A 22,345-nucleotide genomic window follows, 5' to 3' on the forward strand; every position below is an offset into this window, starting at 1 on the left:
GGGGTAGAGAAAATCTTCTCCTGCGATCACGGTCCCTCCGACTTTCTAAATCCCCCCTACCCCCCCTTTACTAAGGGGGGAATTGCACGTTGCTTCTTACTCCCCCCTTTTATAAAGGGGGGCAGGGGGGATTTTACCCACGAATAACTGAATGGATACATTTGCCGATCGTTCCCTCTTGCGAATCACTCTTGCATCTTCTTGGCCTGCAACTTGTGGTATCCGAACTTTTCTCGCACCTCCCTGAGGCTCAACCCACTCTTGACCGCCTGCACGATGGAGTTTTCCGCCTCTTCGATAGCTTGAGCCGAGGACAAGACACCTTCGGCGATTTCCCATGGGACAACCACGACCCCGCTATCATCCCCGACCAGGATGTCGCCGGGTTTTACCTGAACATTCCCTACCGAAACAGGAACTTGCATGGCCTGGACCATTACTCGGTCTTTTCCGGTCACCATGAATCGACCGCGAGTGAATATCGGGTATTGTTCCTCTCGAATTCCCGGCACATCGCGGCAGACCCCATCAATAACCGTTCCTTCCACTCCTTTCATCTTCGCAGTTACAGTGAGAATATCTCCCCAAACAGTGCAGTCTGTCCGTCCGTTGTTGTCGAGGACAACAACGTCACCTGGGCCCAGGTCGTCGATGTAGTCGCCAACGGTTCCCTTTACGCTCCCGACGGGAACATACTTGACCGTAAAAGCCCTTCCGGCCATTCTAAGACCGGGAATTACCGGGGAAATTCCCAGACATCCTCCGATCATGCCGAACGTACCAAGGGCGTCCGATATGGCCGCGGTTGAGAGAGACTTGTATTCTTTCAGTATCTCCAGACCTGGCTTCTTACTTTCCATTGTCTTCCCCCTCGACTAAAGGGCTATTTTTTTTAACATTTGTTCATAGTTATATTTCCGGTCGACTTCCAGGATGTCGAGACCGGCCAGGATATCGTTTTTCATGCTTTCTTCCTTGGCCATAATCGTTTCTGCCGCTGAAATGACCTCGTACACTTTCTCCACCGGGATGACGACCACACCATTGATATCGCAAACGAGAATGTCTCCGGGGCGTACCTGGACGTCCCCAATTCTGATCATACAGTTGAAGTCTTCCTGCATGATTCGGCCTCGTGCGGTAATAGGAACGACGCCTCTGGCAAACACAGGGAAATCCATTTTCTGGCACTCGTCCACATCTCTGGCAGCTCCGTCGATAACGACGCCTGAAATCCCCTTCTGCTTGGCTGCGCAGGACAGAATTTCCCCCCAGCAGTTGTTTTGCACGTCACCATGGTTGTCTATTACGATCAGATCCCCTTCCTCGGCAGAGGCGATCGCTTCAACACCCAGGTGATGTTTCGATTTCGTCATACCTGCAGCGGTGATTTTGATTGTTACAGCTCTACCGCATACCCGGGGCATGCCGAAGAGCGGTCTGATTCCGATTACAGCTCCCCGGAGCCCCACCTGGTCCAATGCATCGGAAAGATTGGTTGTGGACAACTTTTCCAGTTTCGGTCGACAGTCGCGATCAAAAACATGTCTGTCCATGACGCTTATTCCTTATTCCTCTTTCAGCCCTATGCGCTGCAGAATGTCCGAGAGCCCGTATAGCTCCAGTGTGGTCTTTCCTTCTTTTAGGAGTTGTGAGACTTTCGCTTCTTTTTCTTCTCGCTGTCTGGCCTTTTCTATGACCCAGGGTACATCCTCTCTGGCTACTACCGTTACTCCATCAGCATCCCCGACTATCAGGTCACCCGGGTTGATCACGGCGCCGGCCATAAAAATCGGCATGTTTATGGTTCCGAGACACGATTTCGTAGTAGCTTTTATACACAGCGCCTGACAAAAGATGGGAAAGCCGAGACCGGCTATGTCTTCCGAATCCCTGACGGCTCCGTCCGTTACCAGTCCTGCCACTCCTCGATGTTGAGCAGCGGCGGTCATGATGTCTCCCCAGAAACCTGCTTCAACATAGGAAGATGTATCCACAACCAGAACGTCACCAGGTTGAGCCGTGTATATGGATTTATGGACAATAAGGTTATCACCGGGCCGTGCTTTGACTGTGACTGCGGGCCCGCAGATCCTCATTGAGCTCCGTATAGGTTTGATGAAGTGGTTAAGGGCCCCTTTCGCACCATAAGCTTCATAAATGGTGGCGGATGGAAAAGCTTTTATCGCTTCGACAAGATCGGGCGACACTCGGTTAATGTTTCGTATGACGTGTTTGTCCGTGTTCATTTCTGTCTCCCCGATCTACTGGGCGACTTCGATACCAAGTCGTTTAGCGGCATTGAGAGCTTCCTGTAGAGAAGGTTCTGCCTGGACGATAGCCACTCTGCCTCCGCCACGGTTCCGTGCATCGATCATGGCGCTTTTTTCGGAGGCTTCGATCCTTATCCGCTGAACCTGCGGTTCTTCAATCTTGTTGATTTTGATTTGAATATGTTTCAGTTCCGGTAAGTCCAGGACCCGCTTGTACATGTCGGCGTCGCCGGTTGGAGTTCCATAAATCGCGGCCATCAAGATGGCGGGTACGTTTATGGCTCGCCTGGAAAACAGGTCGGCAGTCAGGTCTATCTCGATGCTGCTAATGGTCCCTGCGGTCATTGCATGGCATATGCGAGCCATGTTGGCCGGCGAGCCCACGGCCATGCTGCTTCCCCCGACGACGACGTCGCCAAGGACTCCCGTGAGGGGCCTGGCCTCTTTCAGCATGTTCCTGACTTCTTCCCTCGCTCGTACCTGAATTGTCTCGGCACTCTCCTTTTCCCGGGCCCGTATTTCACCATCGACATAGGGCTCGATTTGCGGTTTCTTTGCGAAATACGGCTCCAGGTACTCCAGATTTATGGATGTGATAATAGGAGCAGCCTCCATATGAATCCTGGCGGCCATGGCCAGCATCACATCAATGTCCACATCTACAGGCAATGAAGTCTCGAGGACAAGGTTGGAAGCAAGATTACCGATGAGAATGGCTCCGCCTATGTGGGCAGCGCAAAGACCGTGGACCATCACCCTTGGGGTGCAGGGAACGGCGATAGTCGGCGACAGTGCGAGAACAACAGCCCGGGCAACCTGTCTCGCCGTTCCGCCTCTCATATCTGTCAATGCTGCTGCAGTTGCTGCCGCGCCCGCTCCAAACCCTTCCATGTTGCAGCCGGTAGTCTTCTTCCCGACTCTGAAGAAACTACCCAGTTTGAGCATAATCGCGGCGGCATGGGCCAATTTTTTTTCAGGGACGCCGGCTTGCCGAAACGCATGGAGCAAACCGGTGTAAGGACAGGAATCTCCGGTTCCTGCGCATGGCTGTAAGCCGATTTCATGGTTGCCGACTTCAGTTGCCAGCGTGTACGTCACCGCATTATTAATAAGCTCATCATCGATCAGAGCACGTTCCTTATTCGCAAGATCCGTCCCGACCGTGCCCAACAGAAAACTTCGGCCCGAAGTCAGTCCAACCTCAAGAGCTTCAAAATTGTGCTGAAATGTGGCCAGAGCCAGGTTAAGAATCTCTTCTTCAGACTTTTTCTCCCGGACTATGGCTTCGGCAACGACGGCTTCGCCGAATGGAGCGTTTTCTTCCTCCGAAACCTTGACCAACTCGCCGAAAGAAAGCAGTCTTCCGTTGAGGTCGTCACGAAGTCGTTTGATCATTCTTTCAAGAGGGCTCATCATTTTCTTACTTCACCTTACCAGTGGCTGCCTTTGATTCTGGTCAAAGGCAGCCGGTCACACGGTTGGTTGGTTCATGCCCCGTTGTGATTCAAACCTTGTTCCTGAATTTCATCCTTTCAATCCCAACCTGCCACCATTCCGTCCGAGCCTTTACGGATGAGGGACGGTTTATTCAGATCCGGTCTGTTTTCCGGGAAATCTTCGCGATAATGAATACCTCTGCTTTCTTCCCGCAACATCGCCGATTTCATGATAGCCTCTGTGGTTGTGAGGAAATTGTCTATTTTCAGATTCAGTTGCTTGAGGTTCGCTCGATAGTCGTCAATGAGCTGTTCCAGTTTCTTGAGCCTATCTGCGTGACGTACTACCATGAGGGCCTGATCGATGGCTTCACGAATGGGCGCCAAGTCTTGTGGTTCAACTTCTGACGAAGCCATTTCAGGAACGTGCTTCACGTCCATCTTCAATGGCCTGTTCAGGGCCAAAGTCGCTGCGGCCTGACCTCCGCGAAACCCGAAGACTTGGGAATCAGCGAGATTGTTGCCACCCGGTCTGTCAGCTCCATGCACGCCTCCGGATGCCTCACCCACAGCGAAAAGACCCGGAACACCAGTAAAGGCATGCTCGTCTATACGTATGCCTCCATTGAAGCTCTGCACAAGAGGAGCTATTTCCACTTTGTCGGTGCAAAGGTTTACGCCTTTATCCAGGAAAGCTTTGAACGTTATGGGCGCTTTGTTCTTGAGTTCCGCTTCCGGAACATGATTGACGTCAAAGAGTATCCCGCCGTGTTCGGTGCCCCTCCCGGACATGATCTCCTTACTCATGGCAATGTCCAGGTAACGTGCATTTGTCCTGACTGAAAAGGGAAAAGACATGGATTTAAGGGAAATGACCTCTTCTCTGGTAACGCCCTCAGGCAGATAGTCGGAGAGAAACTCCTTTCCCTGACCGTTCCTCAAGCGAGGAAGTAGATTCCACATATGGGAATGGATGATGAACGTCATGTGGGGGTACACCACGCCCGGGCCTATCTGGATAAACTCCAGGTTAGTAAGAGTGGCTCCCGCGCGGTAAGCCATGGCATATCCGTCACCTCTCAGGGACGGGTGGTTAATATTATGAGGAAAGAGAGCACCGGCTCCACCATTTCCCAGAATCACCGCCTTGGCCAGGATGACTATCTCCTCACCCTTTCGAATGCCTTTTACGCCCCAGACTTCTCCGTCCTGAACGATCAGATCCAGGACCCGGATGCCTTCCAGAGCGTTAACCCCAAGATTCAGTGCAGCTTTCTTGAGTGCAGCGACGATTGCTACGCCGGTCTGCCCGCCTTGAGAAAGGGAGCGGGCTTTTGTACATCCTGACAGTTTTCGCTGCCTGAGCTTTCCGTCAGTCTGGTCAAATTGAACTCCAAGATCGATCAACTCCGATAGGCGAGCAAGTGATTCGTGAGCTATCAGAGACGACAGCTCATGATTTGCCACGCCCAAACCGGTCTCTATAATGTCCTGGAGAAATATTTCCGCCGAATCTCCATCCCCGGCCGCATTGAATGGAGCGTTTATCCCTAATGTTTCCGAAGCGACCCAGACTGTGCTGCCCGTCGCACCCCATGTCCCGTCAACCGCGATAGTGACATCCAGATCAGGGGCTGCTTTTTTGGCTTCATAGGCTGCCCTGCTGGCCGCACCTCCACCACCTACAACCAATACATCGGTTTGTACTATGCTACTAACCACCACCAATCCTCCCTGGCACTTATTCTCTGACCAGTCAGTTGATTGTGATTAATTGGGGTTTGTCGCCGGAGTGGAAGAAGGCCTGGTATTTTCAGGACGATCCCGCGACCAACCCCTACTGTATTTTCTTCATCCGTTATAGTTAGACGTATTTCAACTCCGCAGCGTACTCGGGACAGACTTCTACGCACATCCCGCACACGTCGCAAAGCTCTGCATTGATAACCGCGCCGGCTTTGGTCAGAGTAATAGCGTCATAGAAACAGCTACGAAGACATGTCCCGCATTTGGTACACTTACTCGTATTGATTACTGCCTTAATGTTGTCGGGCTTTCGTGGCACATTAGCGGTCTTAACTATGTTGGGCAGCGCCATGCCGCGGATTTCATTGAGGCTCTTGTATCCTTTGGCTTCCATCCAGGCGCTCATGCTATCCACCCAGCGTCCGGCGACCTTGTATCCTTGCAGCATGATTCCTACCGCCGACTGCACAAGAGAGGCTCCGCACATGGTATACGCAATGATGTCACGCCAATCCCACACTCCCAGACCTGCAATAAGAGGTATCTTGAGTTCTTTGGCAGCCTGGCTAATGAGCTTCAGACCGTAGCCGATCAGGTAAGGACCTCCATACCCACCCATTGAACCGAAAGGAATCGGCTTGGCAGTCTCGATATCGATGATGACTCCGGAGAATCTGGCAGACATGTTGACCGCATAGGCGCCTGCTGCCTCTACCTGTTTAGCCACATCCACCGGATTGTTGGTCTGAGGTGTAATTTTGACAGAGAAGGGTTTTTTGAGTATGTCAGCGCAGGTTTTGACTGCTTCATACGTAACATCCACAGCCCCGGCACCCATTTTGACACCCATATCCTGTGCAAAGGGGCAAGAATTGTTGAGTTCCACCCAGTCTGCGCCGGTCTTATTGACCAGTTCGCACATTTCCACCCATTCTGCCAGGGAGGAACCAGAGAGACTGGCGATAACCACGCCGTCATCCTTGATCAGGTCTTTGGTCCGGTTGATATCGTCCATGTAGGTTGGATAGTCAAATGCGGAACATTCTTCCAGCGAACGCAAAGTGAAGGCGTGAGGCAACTTGTTCGGATAACCCGGATACTCCCGGTAATCGATGAGCTTGAACCTGGGTCTGGGAAACTGTCTGCCCAATCTGCCTCCCTCACCGAAGAGAGACTTGGCTATGACCGCCCCTGCTCCACCGTCAATACCGTGCTTCATTCTGATTGCATCCATCGTAGGAGTCGCGGACGCCACCACCACGGGATTCTTGAACTTTACGCCACCTATTTCAACACTTAAATCAACCATTGCTTTCTCCTCGTTTCTTGCCCCGAAAAGAATCTTCATTTCTTCTCAGGACTCAATTTTTGAACCTCTGAGAGCCTCTCGTGGACCGTACGTATGTGGACACGCATCTGATCGTGAGCCATACCAACGTTTCTGAAACGTATGTTGTCGAGAATGGTTTTGTGAGCAATCAACTCGTTCCGGACGAATTCCTCATCAATCTCAGTCTCTCGGACATTGTCCTTCAAGACATCCATGACCGAATTTAACGTGAAAATTACAACCGGATTTTTGGTGAGTTTGCAGATGATACGATGAAAGTTGAGGTTATTTATTCGGGCTTGCTTTATCTCGCCAGCATCCAAAGCAGCTTGAGTCATGGAAACATTGTGCTCCAATTCCGTCAGTTCGTCGCCTTTCCACACCTCTGCAGCTACGCTGGCAATTTCGGGTTCAAAGATGAGACGCGCCATGGTCAAGTCGCCTAGCCTGACCCTTTTCAGTTGAAGCATGTCAGACAAATAGGTGCTTACCGCTAAGGTATCCGCTTCGGCCACAAAGACGCCACCTTCGGCACCTCGCTTTGTGCAAACCAGACCGGAACTCTCCAGGACACGGATGGCCTGCCGAATGGAGACTGTGCTCACTTCAAAAACTTGGGCCAGTTGACTCTCCGACGGAAGCTTGTCACCAGGTCCGTAGGTGCCGTCGAAGATGGTTCTCTTGATCTGAGCAGCTACTTCGGCAGCGTATTTTCTGGACTTTAGAGGCTTGAACTGCTTCAACTTTACTCTCTCCAGTGAGTCGGACGTTGACTTGTTACGAATGACAACAGTTAGTTGTTAAGCTTTTGTACGCTGAATCGACGATGCGCTGTATTCGGAAAGAAGAGACCAATGACAGCACAGCGTCACTATTTGTTGTGTCGTGCTACCGAGCAAAGGTCTGAGCGAGAGGAACAATCTAATTAGGTAACTAATTACCGAATTCAGATTTTCTCGTCAAGAAAAAAATTCAAATCTTAATGTTGTCATTTTTTAACTGTTATTACACAGACTTATCAATGCCGATCTTCCTCTCAAGCCTCAATCTCACGAAGACGATGCAAAATCTTCGAGAGTTCTTTATGACTCTCCCCCCTCTTCTGCTTCCCTTCCCGCAGGTCTCCATACAGACTTCGGTCGCTTTCCAACTCCTAAAATCTCTTACCAAAGTGCTTTCACAGAAGGAATATTGGGAAACCTGTTATTTGCCGGTCCCGGCAAATCTCCTTCGCTACGAACGCCACGCCTTGGCGTGGCTGACTTCACTTCGGAGACATGCCGGGACCGGATTTGCTAGACGTTACTTCTTTGAACGCTCATTTGTATCACCTTTCCCTTCCGAATCCTTTCCCCACGGAGAACATCTCCAGTCAGACGCGTCAACGCGCTCATCCAGGTGGATCGCATTTCGTACAGGAATGAGACCGACGGGAGGGCGGGTCAAAGTAAGTAGAACGCTTAGGCTATCAGAGAACAACCATTCAGTTAGGCATGGGAGAGGTTTCTTCAGCCCCGAAGGGGCTACCCAACAGTAGCCGTGGGTGCTAGAAAGCGTCTCAAAACCTGCGCACTGCGGCGAATCACGCAAGCCGGACGGGAGGACCTGCTTCTGGGAAAAAAGCAGTCCCGTCAAGTGAAGATCAGGCGAGGTTCGATCCGAGTGTACTGTCCGTTATAAGGTCATGGTCTCCCTCCGGCTGCTTACGTGAATGCCACCTCGCCGGATACCCAATGGTGGTAGAGCTTCCTGAGATTTATGGTCGTGCAAATAAGGTCCCACTGGGCCTTTACGTTGTCGATTCCGGCCACGGTCCATCGCCGAAAGCTTAATGCGCTCTTGATCCAGGCAAACGGTGGCTCGATAATCTTCTTTCGAGTCTTCAGGCGCTCTTTGTTCTCTGGTTTTTCCCTCTTGCTGCGGTGTCGTTCTAGGGCCGCCTCGTAAACGCTGAGGTCTATGAGGCGTCCGTTCTTGCTCTTGGAGCATTTCCAGCGATTGGGACACGTTAGAAAATCCTTGCAGTGATACCTGCGAACCTCATTGTGGTTCTTGCCGTTAATTTTCCGCTGATGAAAAGGCAACAAGCGCCCTTCAGGGCATATGAAGCAATCACGCTCCTGATCAAAGACGAACCGGGATCGGTGATAGAGATCCTCATCCGCACCTCTCTCGGAAACAATTTCCCCTGACGATTTCCCGATAAGAATGCCGTATTCTCGCTCATGGGCCAGACCTATCTGCCCTGAGGAAAAATATCCCCCGTCCGCCACATTTTCCTCTGCCACAGCGCCCAGATTCTCTTTCACCTTGTCGAGCATGGGGACCAATTGCCCGTTGTCGGCCCCATCCGTGACCACATCTGCGGCCACGATAAGGCCGCTCTTTTGGTCGGCAACCGCCTGAGCGTTGTACGACAAGTCTTTGGTCCGGCGATTCTTCATAAAGCGAGCTTCCGGTTCCGAAGGGTGAACTGACTTCTTGTCCGATTCATCCAACTCCTTCAGAGCCTCTTGTATCCGCTGTTTCCGTTTCAATCCGTCTTGCATGGACTGCGGAAGGCGATACTCACCGGTCTCTTCCCGCTCGGCTCTCTCTATCTCAGTCATCGCATCGGCAATCGTGCGGTCCAATCTCTCCGAAACACTTTCCAGAAACCTCTCCAGGTGCTCACGACCCCGAGCCTTGTCGTTGGATGAGACGGCTTGGATCTTGGTCCCGTCCACGGCATGAAGAGCTAGACCGATCAGATCGGCCTTCAGAGCAACACGAATCGACTGTCTGAACAGATGCCTCAATGATTTCTTGTTCGCCTTGAAGAATCGCCATAAGGAATTATGATCCGGAGCATTCATCCCCGTCAGCCAAATCAGCCCCATATTCTCAAGGCAACCCTTTTCAAGCTTACGGGTACTCCTGATCCGATTGAAGTATCCGAAAAGCCACACCTTCAACAGAAGATCTGGCGCATACGGAGGACGTCCTGTATCGCTGTCGGGAACCTCGATTCCCAACTCGGACAGATCCAAGGAATCCACGAAATCTCGGATAAAGCGCGCCGGGTGATCCTTAGCCACCCAGTCTTCCACTGACGGCGGAAACATCAAGATCTGTTCGTAATCGGCCCGGATCTGTTTGCCCATGACAGCCTCGTGGTTGTTGAATTCCTCTCCTTTCTAGTACATCTCTTGGCAAATCGCGAGCCCAAAATGGAGTTTTGAGACAGTTTCGCTAACCCACGGAAGCGGTACGGCAAATCCTTTGTCTTCAAGACCCTGAAAGGGTCGCCCAATGACAACGGGGAATCATTGCCTGTTTGTTGGTCGACCCTTTCAGGGTCGTTGAACCATGCTTGTGGACATGGCGCTGTCCACGGGTTGACGAAAGTGTCTCAAAATTCTCGAATACAGAACAAATAGTGCCACGATTCATCATCCTTGTAGGGGTAGGTCTCGTGCCTACCCTCCTGCAATGACCGGCACGGAGGCCGGTCACTACCGGGCACCCACGAGGGGCGCCCCTACAATCAGGCCGTGAAGATCATGAGAACTTCGTGCCACGATCTGGGATGAATTTCGACTTTTGAGACAGTTTCTGACACCCGTGGCTACTATTGGGCCGCCCTTCCAGGGCGCAGAATCCCTAGTGTCCGCTCGTAACTGAACAGTCACTGTCAGAGTAGACATTGCTCTTGACTGAAGGCGCTCCGGTAAAGTACGCTTTCAATATGATCGAATTTTGGCGACGCTGCTTGATCCCGGTTTTATCGATGCTCAGGCAGTTGCGAGCGGTTTTTTGTTGCGTAAACAGGGGTGATAGGATCCCCCGTTAATGAGGTAAAGTCGTCGAGAAGCCGGGTACATTATCGCAAGGGAGGCATTGTCATGAGGGAAGTAGGCTTTGTTCTCACGTTGGCATTCTTTGTTGGAGCTTCGATTCTAATGGCCGTTCAAACAGGTTTCTGTAAAGACATCGTGGGCGTTATAGTCGTTGATATGCAAGGTGATTTCACTACGTTAAAGAACGGGGCACTTGCAGTCAACGGAACCGACAAGGCCTTTGTGGAACGGGTGCAAAAGGCCACCGAAGCCTTGAAGCAAAAAGGGTGTACCATTTTTGCCACTCAGGACTGGCACCCGAAAGACCACATTTCGTTCTTCACGAATCACGAAGGCAAAAAACCGTTTGAGGCTATCCAGATAGAGGGCAGGACTCAGGTGCTCTGGCCGCCTCATTGTGTTCAGGAAACGGACAATGCCGCTCTCCTGCTGGATAAGAGCCTGTTTGCCGCTGTTGTTAAAAAGGGCCAGGACAAAAAATATGACAGCTATTCCGGCTTTCAGGATGATGGTGGAAAACAGACCGAAATGGCCAAAATCCTGAAAGAAAGCGGGATCAAGGAGCTCATTGTCTACGGCATAGCCACGGATTATTGCGTGAAGGCTACAGCCATTGACGCAGCCAAAGAAGGATTCAAAGTTACCGTTATTGAAAACTTGTGCCGGGGGGTGGCTCCTGAAACATCCGCCAAAGCTATTCAGGAAATGAAAGACAAAGGCATAACCGTCAAACAGGAGCTGTAATACCGATTCGTCTTTCTTCTCATAATTTAGGAGGCTGGGGTATTCTTCGCTCCGGACGACGCAGAGCCGTCTAATCACTTCGCTCAGGACACCCCAGCCTTCGCTATTTTCATCGCTAGATGCACGGCATAATCTTGAACACATGAATAGGCCAGTGATATGGCACTCATCTTAAGCGCAAATTACCCTGAATTCATTGCTACTTTTTTGAAAAAGCTTCCTTGTACGTGATCCGCATTTCACGTTTTAGTATTTTGCCCGTGGGCGTTTTGGGAAGAGCATCGACGATAATCACCTTCTTCGGACATTTGAATGCTGCCAATTCCTGCCTACACAGGTCCATGATTTCCTGTTCTTCTATCTTTTCGCCCTGCTTCGCAACAACGATGGCAGTGACGGCCTCGACCCATTTTTCGTGAGGCAAGCCGATTACAGCCACTTCCTGGACGCGTTTATCCAGATATATAGCTTCTTCCACCTCTCTGGTGGGCACGTTTTCTCCCCCGGTTTTCACCATGTCCTTTTTTCGGTCCACGACGGTGATGTATCGGTCATCATCCATGACACCAATATCACCGGAATGGAACCAACCGCCTTTCATGGCTTCTTCGGTCTTTTCAGGGTCCTTGAAATACATGATCATCACGTGTGGGCCTTTGCCGCAGATTTCTCCGGAGACTCCCGGCTCTGTAACCTCCCTGGAGAGGTCGTCTTCCAGTCTCGTTTCCATGTTGAGTCCACCCATTCCTGCGGATCCCAGTTTCGCGGTCGCATCTTTTGCTTTCAGGATGGTGTGGTACGGAGCAAGTTCCGTTTGACCGTAGTAATTATAGATTTTCGTTCCGGGCAGCCGCTCCATGATCTCTTTGAGAATCTCCACCGGCATAATAGATGCGCCGTAATAGCATTTCTTCAGACTGGAGAGATCGTACTTGGTGAACTCAGGATGCCTCAAGATAGCTATCCAGACCGTAGGTGGAGCAAAGAACATCGTCGCTTTATATGTTTCGATATTCTTGAGGATTTGAGTAATATCCGGTCCCATGAGGATATTCGTTCCGCCGAGCCAGAATATGGGATTCATAAAAACATCACGTTGTGCGCAATGATATATGGGCAGGGCATTAATGTTGACATCTTCGCTGTCATACCGGCCGTCAATGATGCAGCCCATGTAATGCGATATGAGCGCCTGGTTACTGATGATGACTCCTTTGGGCTTGGATTCCGTTCCGCTGGTATAGGTCATCTGACACGGATCTTCGATATGGAGAATGGCGTCAGGCTCAGTTGCAGGATACTGCCTCACCCAGGAATCGAAGTCTCTGAAACGATCGCTGGATGGAGGAATTCCTGCGCCTTGATTCGACCAGATGAGCGTTTTTACAGTAGGCATATCGTCGAGAACATCTTTCACCAGATCGTACAGAGCATCTTCCACAATAAACACAGTGCTTTCAGAGTGGTTAATGCAATAGGAAATGTCTTTTCCTCTGAGAAGATAGTTGATTGCCAGGTACACAGCGCCGATCTTGCAGCATCCTATCCAGGTAAGCACGTGGTGAATGGTATTGTGAGCAAGTATTGCCACTCTATCGTACTTTTTGACACCAAGGTCCAGCAGAGCATTTGCAACACGGTTGCACTCATCTTCCATTTCTGCATAAGTGAGGCTCTTGTCACCGAAAATAATGGCTTTTTTGTTCGGAACATGATATCGGGCCCGACGAATCATATCCGCGATGACCCATCTGTTGGACTTGTTATACCGGTTCATCAGGAATTCCATGTTTTCCTGATTGAGCTCATTGTAGCGCTCCTTTTCTGCTTCGGTTAAAGGTTTCAACAAATCAGTCATGCCAGCTCTCCTTTTTCAGAAAATTTCATTTATTGCATCGGTACGATTCATCGGTGAGGCCGATTCCTTGAGCAATCTTTGTGACATTCCTCTTCACGGGAAATGCAAATCCGAACGTCACAAAACCCGATTTCTGCTCGTTTCGAAAAAAGGCATTATGCGATGGACAATTCTATGAGAGGCGCTGCCGTGATCAAGAAGCCCTGAACACTTCCACATTCGATTCACCCGGCTGAATTGTTCGTTGTCCGACATCGGATGAAGCCTCCCGATTTCATGGTCATCACAATATCGCCGTGCTGATTAAGCACTTCGGTGAATGCTCGGATGAAGCCTTGGTCGGGCTTTGATGACGAACGCTGAGCTTCGAGGAGAGTAATCCGGACAGAAAGAACATCTCCGGGACGCACAGGTTTCAACCAATGCAGCTCATCCACACCGGGTGAGCCCAGGCTCGCTGTATGAGAGATGAAATTGTCGACCGTGAGTCGCATTGTCATGCTTGCTGTGTGCCAACCACTCGCAATTAAGCCACCGAATACTGACTTTTCGGCCGCGACAGGGTCGATGTGAAACGGCTGCGGATCGAAACGTTCCGCAAAGGCAATAATTTCAGATTCCTCAACGGTAATGCTGCCGAACTCGTGCACGGAACCGGGAATATAATCTTCAAAATAGCGGTCTTCAACTGGGGTTGCGAATGTCATAGGTGAGCACTCCTTACAAATGGAATCAGTCACAAAAAGACAGGGGGATGCAAAAGCAAAAAAGTTCCTGTCGAGAATACCTCATTTTCAGTTGAACGGAAAAGTGATTTCACAATCTGAGGTAGAATTTCTATGAGTTTTACATCTACGGCATAAAGAACACGATCGCTCTTTACTTTTCCAATCCGTCTGAATAGTTCTTTATTCGCGGAGTGAGCGCCACTAATCCTGCACAACGTTCTTCATGCCTGGTTTCTCGGCGAGACTCCGGAACGCCTCCGGGACGAGCATCACATTATTTTACAGATTGTAAAGAATTGCTACCTGTAGATCTGACATTTTGCAATAGAGTAATAGAGTTTCAAGACGTTTTTCTTCACACATTTTCTTTCTAATACATTCTGTAAGGATTACTAAATGTACTACGAGTCTAAAAACCCCGAACACTTTGCTTCCTGATTAGAAAATCGCTCTTTTCTAGTCTCAGCTATTTGCTCGGCAGTCAACTGATCTAACCAGCCTAGATTTTTCAAATGCTCAAGAGTCCCATCAAAACTCGTTTCAAGTCGTTTCCGAACTTCATGAACGGCTCGTTCAGATGCAAGAGGCACAGTTAGAGCGGCAATAGCCCTATGAACCAGCTTGGAAGGCATGAGAAGCATCGCGGCGAACGCGTTCGCCCGTTTTTCGATCTGAAGGGGTGCCCACCCGTCACTAGCCATAGCCAACTTCTTGCCGTAACTACGGTCAAACAGAATATGGCAGAGTTCGTGAGCAAGAGTAAATCGCTCACCGGGAAAGGTATCGTTGCGTGAGTCACTGCAATTTATCAGAATCGATGGCTGGTGATATGGACCTGCGATAGAGACTCCTCTAATTTTCTTGTCACTAAGCTCGATCTTTTCTTGTCGTATTCCAAGGGCATTGAGTATCGCTGAAATATTTATTGAATCTGCATCATTCTCTTCCAGTGAAAAGTACTCAATCACCTGTTCAGCTAGATCATATCCCAGTTCCCATGCCGGTTGTTTGTCGAGGAGGATTGGTTCATTAGCAACGAGGTCTTGGAGTTTGGAGCCTTCTGAGTTCGGGGAGTACAGTTCGATCAACTTTTCAGCCAGTATTTCAAGATCGGTATCAGTGAGCGTAGGAGATGCCGACCCAAACATGAGTGCCGCATGACACGATCCTTTTAGGACAAGATCGTCATCGGTCACTTCCAAGAGGTACTCAGCAATTTTTTTTGGAGCCTTTCTGACAAGCTGAGTTATCTTGCGCCAGCGTTCAATGCCTTGCGCTGAAAAACCTAGTCCTGCAAGCCACGCCAAGCGTTCATTTTTGGATGAATTCTTGACAGCATCGATTATTTGCCTAGTTCGTAGGAGTCGTTCAGAGTCCGGCAGTTGTTCGGTCAAGTATTGTATAGTCTTCTGTAAGACCTCATATAACGGCGGCGCAACTTTTTCGGGATCCAGACGAACAAAACCATGAGAATAGATGAACATGATTTCTTCAGGAATCCCGGGGAGTGATTCGTTATTCCACGACACTTCAACCATATCTCGCCAACGTCTTATCACAACATCCGGAAACATTCCCCCGGATCGGCAGGAACGGAGAGAATGCCGATATTGCCATTCTTGCCATCGCATATTCCATTCGTTTTCTGCATCTTTTTCATAACTTATCGGAGGAAATCGAGTCTTGAACAATGATTGCCATGCATCATCACCAGCATTCCAATTTGGCAGTCGCTCTTCGTGTAACAATGGATTCCAGTTTCTTGCAAGCCAGTCAATGAAAGGAAGTAAATACCAGTGAACAGATGAGACTAATTCGCTTTCTTCTACATGGGAGCACAGATTCTTGCCGTGTACCCATATCTCCAACGAGCCCCAAGATAGACTTTCTTCCTCCGTAGTGCTTTGGCCGGCATCCGGGTCGGGTTCGAAAACTATATTCAAAGCAAAATCTTCTTTTTTGCCCACAAAAATATTATTAGGCACTGTTTCCACCTCTACCAGTTCTTACGGATATCATTGGCTGAGACTGCCCCTTGGTCTCGCCATTGGCGTCTAAGCGTCTCCGGTACTTCTTGCCATCCAACAGGATATCCGTGCCAACAATCCGGTCGATGCTCCTGAGCACAAAAACACCGCCCGTCACAGGTCGCGTACCGTTTTCCATCCGGTCCCAAAACACTGTTGTTCAATAAGTCTTGCGGTGCAACACTCATCGATTTCGGACATATTGAACCTTTTCTCCCACGTTGCCAAGGAGACTTATGTTTTGGACTACCCTCATAGACCATAGTATAAAGGTCCTTCGAAAGATCAATTTGCTGTTCAAGCCCGTAACACAATATGGCCTCACGTTGCGATAACAATAGGCTTCATCGCATTCTTAGTCAATCGCTTTCCTGGATTTCCCTAACGCGAGTGAAAATTTCCGATTATGTTGTTTCGGCAGTCTAGTTTTCTCCAAATCCATCGCTGAATCGGTTAAAATGAACAGGTTGATGAAAAACTTCTTGACGGAGGACTTCGAGCACCATTACTATAGTTAGTAATATTTACTTACCTATTTCTTATCGAACGTAAAAATCCGCCAAAGCTTAGGGTTAAGGGATGTTCTTGGGTTCAGAATACCGATTCATAACACTTATTCTTCTTCATCCATGTGACTTTGCTTTGTGAAAGCAAGGCTCAGATGCGCACTGTGTCAACAGGTTTCCCCCGGCCGGATTTGCTCCATCAGATAATTCGTGAGGGGGTGCCGAAAGACTTCGAGATCGCATTGGAGTTGATGAAGAACGATCATATTTGGATTGGTATTTTGTCTTAAATAGGCGTGCTGTACTGTAGTCGACACTCTCGGACGTTAAAAGGTGTATCTTGGAGCGACTAATGATCCCATGCGTGAGGTCACGCTCAAGAAATCGGCAATCCGTTTCCCAATATCGAACAAGAGAGCAGGAGGTAAGTCATGGACATCGTGAAGGGCTTTCCGGCGACATCCCAGGATCATTTTCAGCTAAACGTCACCAACATCATCAAGCAAGCGGTTCAAAGCTTCGCCAAACAGGAGATTGCCTCGCGTAAACACGATGGCACCATCTTCCGGTACACGTATGGAGACGCATACAACCGAATGGGTAAGTTGGCGAATGCGCTCAAAGAGTTGGGCGTCCGGACCGGCGATCGTGTGGGAGTGCTCGCCTGGAACACGCATGAGAATTATGAAATCTACTTCGGTGTTCCCGGTATGGGAGCCGTCATGCTGATGCTCAACCTGCGGCTTGCTCCGCCAGATCTTTCGTACGTCATCAATCATGCGGGTGCATCGGTGATTATCGTAGATGAGACGCTCTTGCCCATAGCTCAGGCAATTGTTTCTCTTTGCCCGAACGTGAAAACGTTCATCGTGATCACAGCGAAAAGTATCGACAACTTTGCGGACAAGTTGCCAAACGTCGTGTCCTATGAAGACATCCTTGCCAAGGCTGATTCACAATTTCCATGGCCCAATCTGGATGAGAAATCCGCATATGCCGCCTGCTACACTACCGGAACTACAGGAAAGCCCAAGGGCGTCTACTACTCCCACCGTAATGTGTATCTCCATAGCTGTTCGATAGCACTCAATGCGGAAATTGCTCTTCGCGATACAGTCCTTCAAATCGTTCCCATGTTCCACGCCTTGGGCTGGGGACTGTCCCAAGCTTCTACCATGGTGGGGGCCAGACAGGTATTTTCCGGAATGTACACCCTCGATAAATTGGGTACCCTGGCAGAGCTTTTCGTGAACGAAAAAGTAAGCGTAAGTGCCGGAGCTCCGGCTATTTTTATGCCTTTCCTGGAATACATCCGTAAACTGGATCCAAAACCTGATTTGACGGGAGTCCGACTTCTTTCAGGTGCAACCGAACCGCCGATTGCGATGATGAAGGGATTCGCAGAGCTGACCGGAGCCGAGGTAATTCACGCTTATGGTGCAACAGAGACTACTCCGCTTGTCACCATAAACAGGATCAAACCCTGGATGGAATCTACAATTTCCGAAGAAGATCGATGGGACCGAAAAAGGAAGCAGGGCTATTGCGTCAACGGACTGGATTTGAAAGTGGTGGATTTGTCCGAGAACCCGGTCCCCAATGATGGAAAAACGGCTGGAGAACTACTCATACGAGGCCCATGGATTACCGGCAGCTACCACGAAGCACCGGGTTCGGAAGCGCAATTCACCGCTGATGGATACTGGAGGAGCGGCGATGTAGCGACCATAGACGAGGAAGGCTACGTAAAGATAACAGACCGGGTAAAAGATGTGATAAAGAGTGGAGGCGAATGGATCTCTTCGGTTGATATGGAGAACGAAATTATATCACATCCGGCTGTTCTCGAGGCCGCTGTGGTAGGCGTTGCACATCCCAAGTGGCAGGAGCGACCGATCGCTCTGGTGGTGTTGAGACCGGAAGGCCGGGGAAAAATAAACGTCGAAGATATACGAGAACATCTCGCGGCGAAATTTGCGAAGTGGCAATTACCGGAAGCTGTGTTCTTTGTCGATACAATTCCCAAGACGAGTGTCGGTAAGATCAACAAGAAGGTAATCAGAGAAGACTACAAGGAAACTTACGCTAGTCAGACGGAAATTCCCCCCGTTGGGCATTCTCGGACATAACAGGATCGGATGATCGCAATCCGGCTTTCATCAATCATGAGATCCCGGCAACTTGGCTGCTCGGGATCTCAATGAAATAGAGCCGGACAAAGAAACTGCGATTGTGGCGGAAACAAGAGAAGAAGAAAACTAAGATGTCAGACAAGAGGATTAGTCTGCGCCAGCTTTGGAAGGATAATTGGGTTTTTCTAATAGTTGCAGGTACTCTATTAATTTATTGCGGAATGCAAGTCTTAGTTTGGCTATTACAGCCAAGACCCTTCATATGGTTGGATGCCTTTTAGGCTCAAATGGGAAGACTACCTTACTCATTTTGAAATAAATGTAATGGGTGATCCAATCGTAACTTCCGCAATTGTTGATGGATATTTGGACTGCCTCGATCCGGCCCAATACATGAATATGGACGAATTTGGAATCCGGAGCAGAGCCAAGCTCAGGTGAGCAGTTCAACCAATTGAAGGTTTTGAACTTTTCCGGTTATTTTGCTCTTGAACTCGATCGGATCTCGAATGAAGGTTGGCCTAAGAACCAACTTACGAAACCGAGTTTGCACTCTCATCATCCGGGATGAAGTGTCGTGCCTGAAACCCGAACAATCATAGTACTGCTTTGACTTTGGTCATCTCTCCGGCTATGGTCAGTGGTCTTAATAGTGGAGAGCCCCGGAGTACTCGTATGGTCATGGAAATGGAAACACGGACAGAGACTAAAATCCTGATTGCCGAAGACGAGGCTATCGTCGGAGAAGATCTTGCACGGATTTTGCGGGAGTTCGGCTATCAAATCGTGGGCATAGCTTCTAAAGGTGAAGAGGCTGTTCGAATGGCGGACGAGTTGAAGCCGGCTCTTATTCTCATGGATATAAAGTTGGCAGGATATATGGACGGTATTCAAGCCGCAGAACAGATCCGTGTCGAATTGGATATTCCCGTTATTTTCGTTACGGCTTATGAAGAAGAAGATGTGTTATCCCGAGCAAAGCGGGCCCAACCATATGGTTATCTCACGAAACCTTTCTCGAATCACATACTGAAGATCACCATAGACACCGCTCTACTCAGACATGCTGCAGACAAACGACTCAGGGAAAGCGAGGAGCGTTTCTCCAAGTCCTTCGAAAATAATCCGGCATTTCTCGCGATTGTGCAGATGAGTAATTGGGAAATGTTGGAAGTCAATGACGCATGGACAAAAGTGACCGGCTATACTCGTGAAGAAGCGATCGGCCGGACCCCCGTACAGTTGGGCATATACGATGATGAGACGTATCGCGAGATAATGGCGGAAGCAAGAGCCAAGGGCTCGGTCCGAAATGCAGAGATAGTATCAAAGAATCGGAACGGCGAAGATCGAGTGCTTCTGGTCTCACGCGAAGTCATAAGAATCAAGGATGAACCATATCTGCTTGCAATGGGAGTAGACATCACCGACCGTAAACGGGCTGAGGAAACGATAAAGCAAAGTGAAAAGCGCTATCGCTCCTTATTCGAAAACATACTTGAGGGATATGTTTTCTGCCAGATGATTTTTGATGGAGATTCGCCGGTTGATTTTGTTTTTCTTGAGGCGAATCCGGCATTCGAGAAATTGACCTGTTTGAAGAATGTTGTGGGGAAAAGAGCCAGCGAAGTGATGTCGGGACTGAAACAAAAAGATCTCAAATTAATCGAAATATGCGGAAGAGTCGCTTTGACCGGAAAACCGGAGAAGCACGAACTGTATGTGCATAGCCTGTCATCATGGTTTTCCGCTTCTCTGTATAGCCCCCAAAAAGGCTATTTTGTCTCCGTGTTTGATAATATTACGGAGCGCAAGCATGCTGAAAATGCGCTGTCGAAGAGCGAGCAGTTTCTCCGTCAAACCGAGCAGATTGCTCGCGTAGGAGGATGGATTGCCAATCCTCTGACAAATGCCTTCCATTGGACAGATGGGTTTCGACGAATCATAGAAGCCCCCTTCGGCTATCAACCGGATCTGGAAGAGGGATTGAAGTTCTTCACGCCTCCTTACATTCCCATTATCAAGAAGTTGTTGATTCACACGTTAGAGAGCGGGAATCCCCAGGAAATGGAAGCGGAGGCGATCACGGCCAGTGGCAGGCACTTGTGGACTGAAATCAAATTTCTCATGCGTGTTGACGAATCCGGCGGCCCCCAAGTATTGGGAACTATACAGGATATCACCGAACGTAAGCAGGTTGAAAAGGACCGCACTCGATTGGTAACTGCTATAGAACAAGCTGCAGAGACGGTGCTCATAACGGATACGGACGGAACTGTCGTGTACGTAAATCCTGCATTCGAACGAGTGACCGGCTACAGTCGTGACGAAGTGCTTGGCCTAAATCCCCGGATTCTCAAGAGCGGTCATCAAGACGTCGCATTCTACAAGCGTTTATGGGAGACTATTGCAAATGGAAAGACTTGGAACGGCTTTCTGATCGATAGAAGGAAAGATGGCACGATTGTCCACACGGAAGCGACAATCTCTCCCGTGAAAGACATGTCGGGCAATATTGTCAATTTTGTTGCCGTACAACGTGATGTGACCGAAGAGTTAAAACTCCAAAGGCAGCTTGCTCAGGCTCAGAAGATGGAGGCAGTTGGAGTCCTGGCCGGTGGAATCGCACACGACTTCAATAACCTGCTACAGGTGACATTGGGTTTTTCCGAAATCCTGCTCGAGGAAAAGAAAGAGACAGATCCGGAATACCGGGATCTGCAGAAAATATTTCAGGCAGCTACGAGCGGAGCGGAACTTGTTCGACAACTGCTCACTTTCAGTCGAAAGGTCGAACCGAAAACTGTTCCGCTTGATCTGACTGAACCGATAATGCAGATAAAAAAGTTCTTAAATCGGACCATCCCCAAGATGATCGACATTCGCATTAATGTGAGTGGCGATCTTGCAGAAGTCGATGCAGACCCAACTCAAATTGAACAGATTCTCATGAACTTGGCAGTAAACGCTCGCGATGCCATGCCCGAGGGAGGAACCCTTACGATAACTGCCAGGAATGAGACGCTTGATTCAGAATGCGTCAAATGTCACCCTGGGGTCAGTCCGGGCGATTACGTGTTGTTGGCAATCACCGATACCGGAACAGGCATGGATACTGGCATTGTCGAACATATATTCGAGCCGTTTTTCACCACAAAGGAAATAGGCAGAGGCACCGGTTTGGGACTTGCCATGGTATACGGGATTGTTAAACAGCATGGCGGACATATCACGTGTCAGAGTGATGTGGCCCAAGGAACCACATTCAAGATCTACCTGCCCGCAATTAGACGTAAAACGGAGCCTGTAACAGAATCATCAGAGGAAATGCCCGCTCATGGAACTGAAACCGTGTTGCTGGTCGATGATGAAGAATCTGTTCGAGAACTGGGCACACGGATTCTCGCACGGAGTGGTTACACGGTGCTGACCGCAACCAATGGTGTAGAAGCTTTGGACCTTTACACCAGGGAAAAGGATGACATTACTCTCGTGATTTTGGATCTCATCATGCCCATCCTGGGAGGCAAAGATTGTCTCAAGAGAATCCTTCAGATTAATCCTCAGGCGAGAATGCTCATTGCCAGCGGCTATTCGGGCGACATTTCGATCAAGGAATGCTTGGATTTGGGTGCCAGGGGATTCGTTTCCAAGCCTTTCAGATACAAGGAATTGCTGAGACAGGTGCGCAAGACTCTGGATGGGAGTTGATACTCGCCTCGTTGA

General features: G+C 49.5%; 14 protein-coding genes. 3 read left to right on the forward strand and 11 right to left on the reverse strand.

Features of this window, described 5'->3' with window-relative positions:
• Nucleotides 1-185: 185 nt before the first annotated feature.
• The 8 genes from DESTI_RS16170 to DESTI_RS16205 form a co-directional block, all read right to left on the reverse strand.
• Nucleotides 186-860, reverse strand: a complete 675-nt coding sequence (locus DESTI_RS16170) for an RraA family protein (protein ID WP_014811039.1) — start codon at nucleotides 858-860, stop codon at nucleotides 186-188.
• Nucleotides 861-875: 15 nt separating this feature from the next.
• The gene (locus DESTI_RS16175) at nucleotides 876-1,556 is read right to left on the reverse strand and encodes an RraA family protein (RefSeq protein ID WP_014811040.1); all 681 of its coding nucleotides are present in this window, start codon (nucleotides 1,554-1,556) and stop codon (nucleotides 876-878) included.
• A gap of 12 nt (nucleotides 1,557-1,568) precedes the next feature.
• The gene (locus tag DESTI_RS16180; protein ID WP_014811041.1) at nucleotides 1,569-2,249 is read right to left on the reverse strand and encodes a 4-carboxy-4-hydroxy-2-oxoadipate aldolase/oxaloacetate decarboxylase; all 681 of its coding nucleotides are present in this window, start codon (nucleotides 2,247-2,249) and stop codon (nucleotides 1,569-1,571) included.
• A gap of 15 nt (nucleotides 2,250-2,264) precedes the next feature.
• Nucleotides 2,265-3,689, reverse strand: coding sequence for a Serine dehydratase alpha chain (locus DESTI_RS16185; RefSeq protein WP_014811042.1), 1,425 nt, complete (start codon nucleotides 3,687-3,689; stop codon nucleotides 2,265-2,267).
• Between the two features lie 116 nt (nucleotides 3,690-3,805).
• Nucleotides 3,806-5,431: an FAD-dependent oxidoreductase gene (locus tag DESTI_RS16190; protein ID WP_014811043.1), complete on the reverse strand. Its 1,626-nt coding sequence runs from the start codon at nucleotides 5,429-5,431 to the stop codon at nucleotides 3,806-3,808.
• Between the two features lie 142 nt (nucleotides 5,432-5,573).
• The gene (locus DESTI_RS16195; RefSeq protein WP_014811044.1) at nucleotides 5,574-6,764 is read right to left on the reverse strand and encodes a 4Fe-4S binding protein; all 1,191 of its coding nucleotides are present in this window, start codon (nucleotides 6,762-6,764) and stop codon (nucleotides 5,574-5,576) included.
• A gap of 35 nt (nucleotides 6,765-6,799) precedes the next feature.
• The gene (locus DESTI_RS29010) at nucleotides 6,800-7,528 is read right to left on the reverse strand and encodes a FadR/GntR family transcriptional regulator (RefSeq protein ID WP_014811045.1); all 729 of its coding nucleotides are present in this window, start codon (nucleotides 7,526-7,528) and stop codon (nucleotides 6,800-6,802) included.
• Between the two features lie 960 nt (nucleotides 7,529-8,488).
• Entirely contained in the window at nucleotides 8,489-9,928 is a 1,440-nt protein-coding gene (locus DESTI_RS16205) for an IS1182 family transposase (RefSeq protein ID WP_014808019.1), read from the reverse strand.
• A gap of 741 nt (nucleotides 9,929-10,669) precedes the next feature.
• Here DESTI_RS16205 and pncA point away from each other — a divergent pair.
• Nucleotides 10,670-11,368, forward strand: coding sequence for a bifunctional nicotinamidase/pyrazinamidase (gene pncA, locus DESTI_RS16210; RefSeq protein WP_014811047.1), 699 nt, complete (start codon nucleotides 10,670-10,672; stop codon nucleotides 11,366-11,368).
• A 199-nt stretch (nucleotides 11,369-11,567) separates the two neighbouring features.
• Here pncA and DESTI_RS16215 read toward each other — a convergent pair whose 3' ends face one another.
• The 3 genes from DESTI_RS16215 to DESTI_RS16230 form a co-directional block, all read right to left on the reverse strand.
• Nucleotides 11,568-13,226 carry an acyl-CoA synthetase gene (locus DESTI_RS16215; RefSeq protein ID WP_014811048.1) on the reverse strand — a complete coding sequence of 553 codons (1,659 nt, stop codon included), beginning with the start codon at nucleotides 13,224-13,226 and terminating at the stop codon, nucleotides 11,568-11,570.
• Nucleotides 13,227-13,450: 224 nt separating this feature from the next.
• Nucleotides 13,451-13,933 carry a MaoC family dehydratase gene (locus DESTI_RS16225; protein WP_014811049.1) on the reverse strand — a complete coding sequence of 161 codons (483 nt, stop codon included), beginning with the start codon at nucleotides 13,931-13,933 and terminating at the stop codon, nucleotides 13,451-13,453.
• Nucleotides 13,934-14,355: 422 nt separating this feature from the next.
• The gene (locus DESTI_RS16230; RefSeq protein ID WP_014811050.1) at nucleotides 14,356-15,939 is read right to left on the reverse strand and encodes an ImmA/IrrE family metallo-endopeptidase; all 1,584 of its coding nucleotides are present in this window, start codon (nucleotides 15,937-15,939) and stop codon (nucleotides 14,356-14,358) included.
• A gap of 979 nt (nucleotides 15,940-16,918) precedes the next feature.
• Between DESTI_RS16230 and DESTI_RS16235 the strand changes: the two genes are divergently transcribed.
• Both DESTI_RS16235 and DESTI_RS29015 read left to right on the forward strand, forming a co-directional pair.
• The gene (locus DESTI_RS16235) at nucleotides 16,919-18,616 is read left to right on the forward strand and encodes a long-chain-fatty-acid--CoA ligase (protein ID WP_014811051.1); all 1,698 of its coding nucleotides are present in this window, start codon (nucleotides 16,919-16,921) and stop codon (nucleotides 18,614-18,616) included.
• Between the two features lie 678 nt (nucleotides 18,617-19,294).
• Nucleotides 19,295-22,330 (forward strand): PAS domain S-box protein, encoded by a 3,036-nt coding sequence (locus DESTI_RS29015; protein WP_014811052.1) that lies wholly within the window; start codon nucleotides 19,295-19,297, stop codon nucleotides 22,328-22,330.
• The last annotated feature ends 15 nt before the right edge of the window (nucleotides 22,331-22,345 follow it).

The organism is Desulfomonile tiedjei DSM 6799 (genome assembly GCF_000266945.1).
Classification (GTDB): Bacteria; Desulfobacterota; Desulfomonilia; order Desulfomonilales; family Desulfomonilaceae; genus Desulfomonile; species Desulfomonile tiedjei.

What these genes read in the sequence shown, in the direction of transcription:
- pncA (WP_014811047.1), top strand. Translation starts at nt 10,670, where the DNA reads ATGAGGGAAGTAGGCTTTGTTCTCACGTTGGCATTCTTTGTTGGAGCT.
- DESTI_RS16180 (WP_014811041.1), bottom strand. Translation starts at nt 2,249, where the DNA reads ATGAACACGGACAAACACGTCATACGAAACATTAACCGAGTGTCGCCC.
- DESTI_RS16225 (WP_014811049.1), bottom strand. Translation starts at nt 13,933, where the DNA reads ATGACATTCGCAACCCCAGTTGAAGACCGCTATTTTGAAGATTATATT.
- DESTI_RS16195 (WP_014811044.1), bottom strand. Translation starts at nt 6,764, where the DNA reads ATGGTTGATTTAAGTGTTGAAATAGGTGGCGTAAAGTTCAAGAATCCC.
- DESTI_RS16175 (WP_014811040.1), bottom strand. Translation starts at nt 1,556, where the DNA reads ATGGACAGACATGTTTTTGATCGCGACTGTCGACCGAAACTGGAAAAG.
- DESTI_RS16205 (WP_014808019.1), bottom strand. Translation starts at nt 9,928, where the DNA reads ATGGGCAAACAGATCCGGGCCGATTACGAACAGATCTTGATGTTTCCG.
- DESTI_RS16170 (WP_014811039.1), bottom strand. Translation starts at nt 860, where the DNA reads ATGGAAAGTAAGAAGCCAGGTCTGGAGATACTGAAAGAATACAAGTCT.
- DESTI_RS16215 (WP_014811048.1), bottom strand. Translation starts at nt 13,226, where the DNA reads ATGACTGATTTGTTGAAACCTTTAACCGAAGCAGAAAAGGAGCGCTAC.
- DESTI_RS16235 (WP_014811051.1), top strand. Translation starts at nt 16,919, where the DNA reads ATGGACATCGTGAAGGGCTTTCCGGCGACATCCCAGGATCATTTTCAG.
- DESTI_RS16185 (WP_014811042.1), bottom strand. Translation starts at nt 3,689, where the DNA reads ATGATGAGCCCTCTTGAAAGAATGATCAAACGACTTCGTGACGACCTC.
- DESTI_RS29015 (WP_014811052.1), top strand. Translation starts at nt 19,295, where the DNA reads ATGGTCATGGAAATGGAAACACGGACAGAGACTAAAATCCTGATTGCC.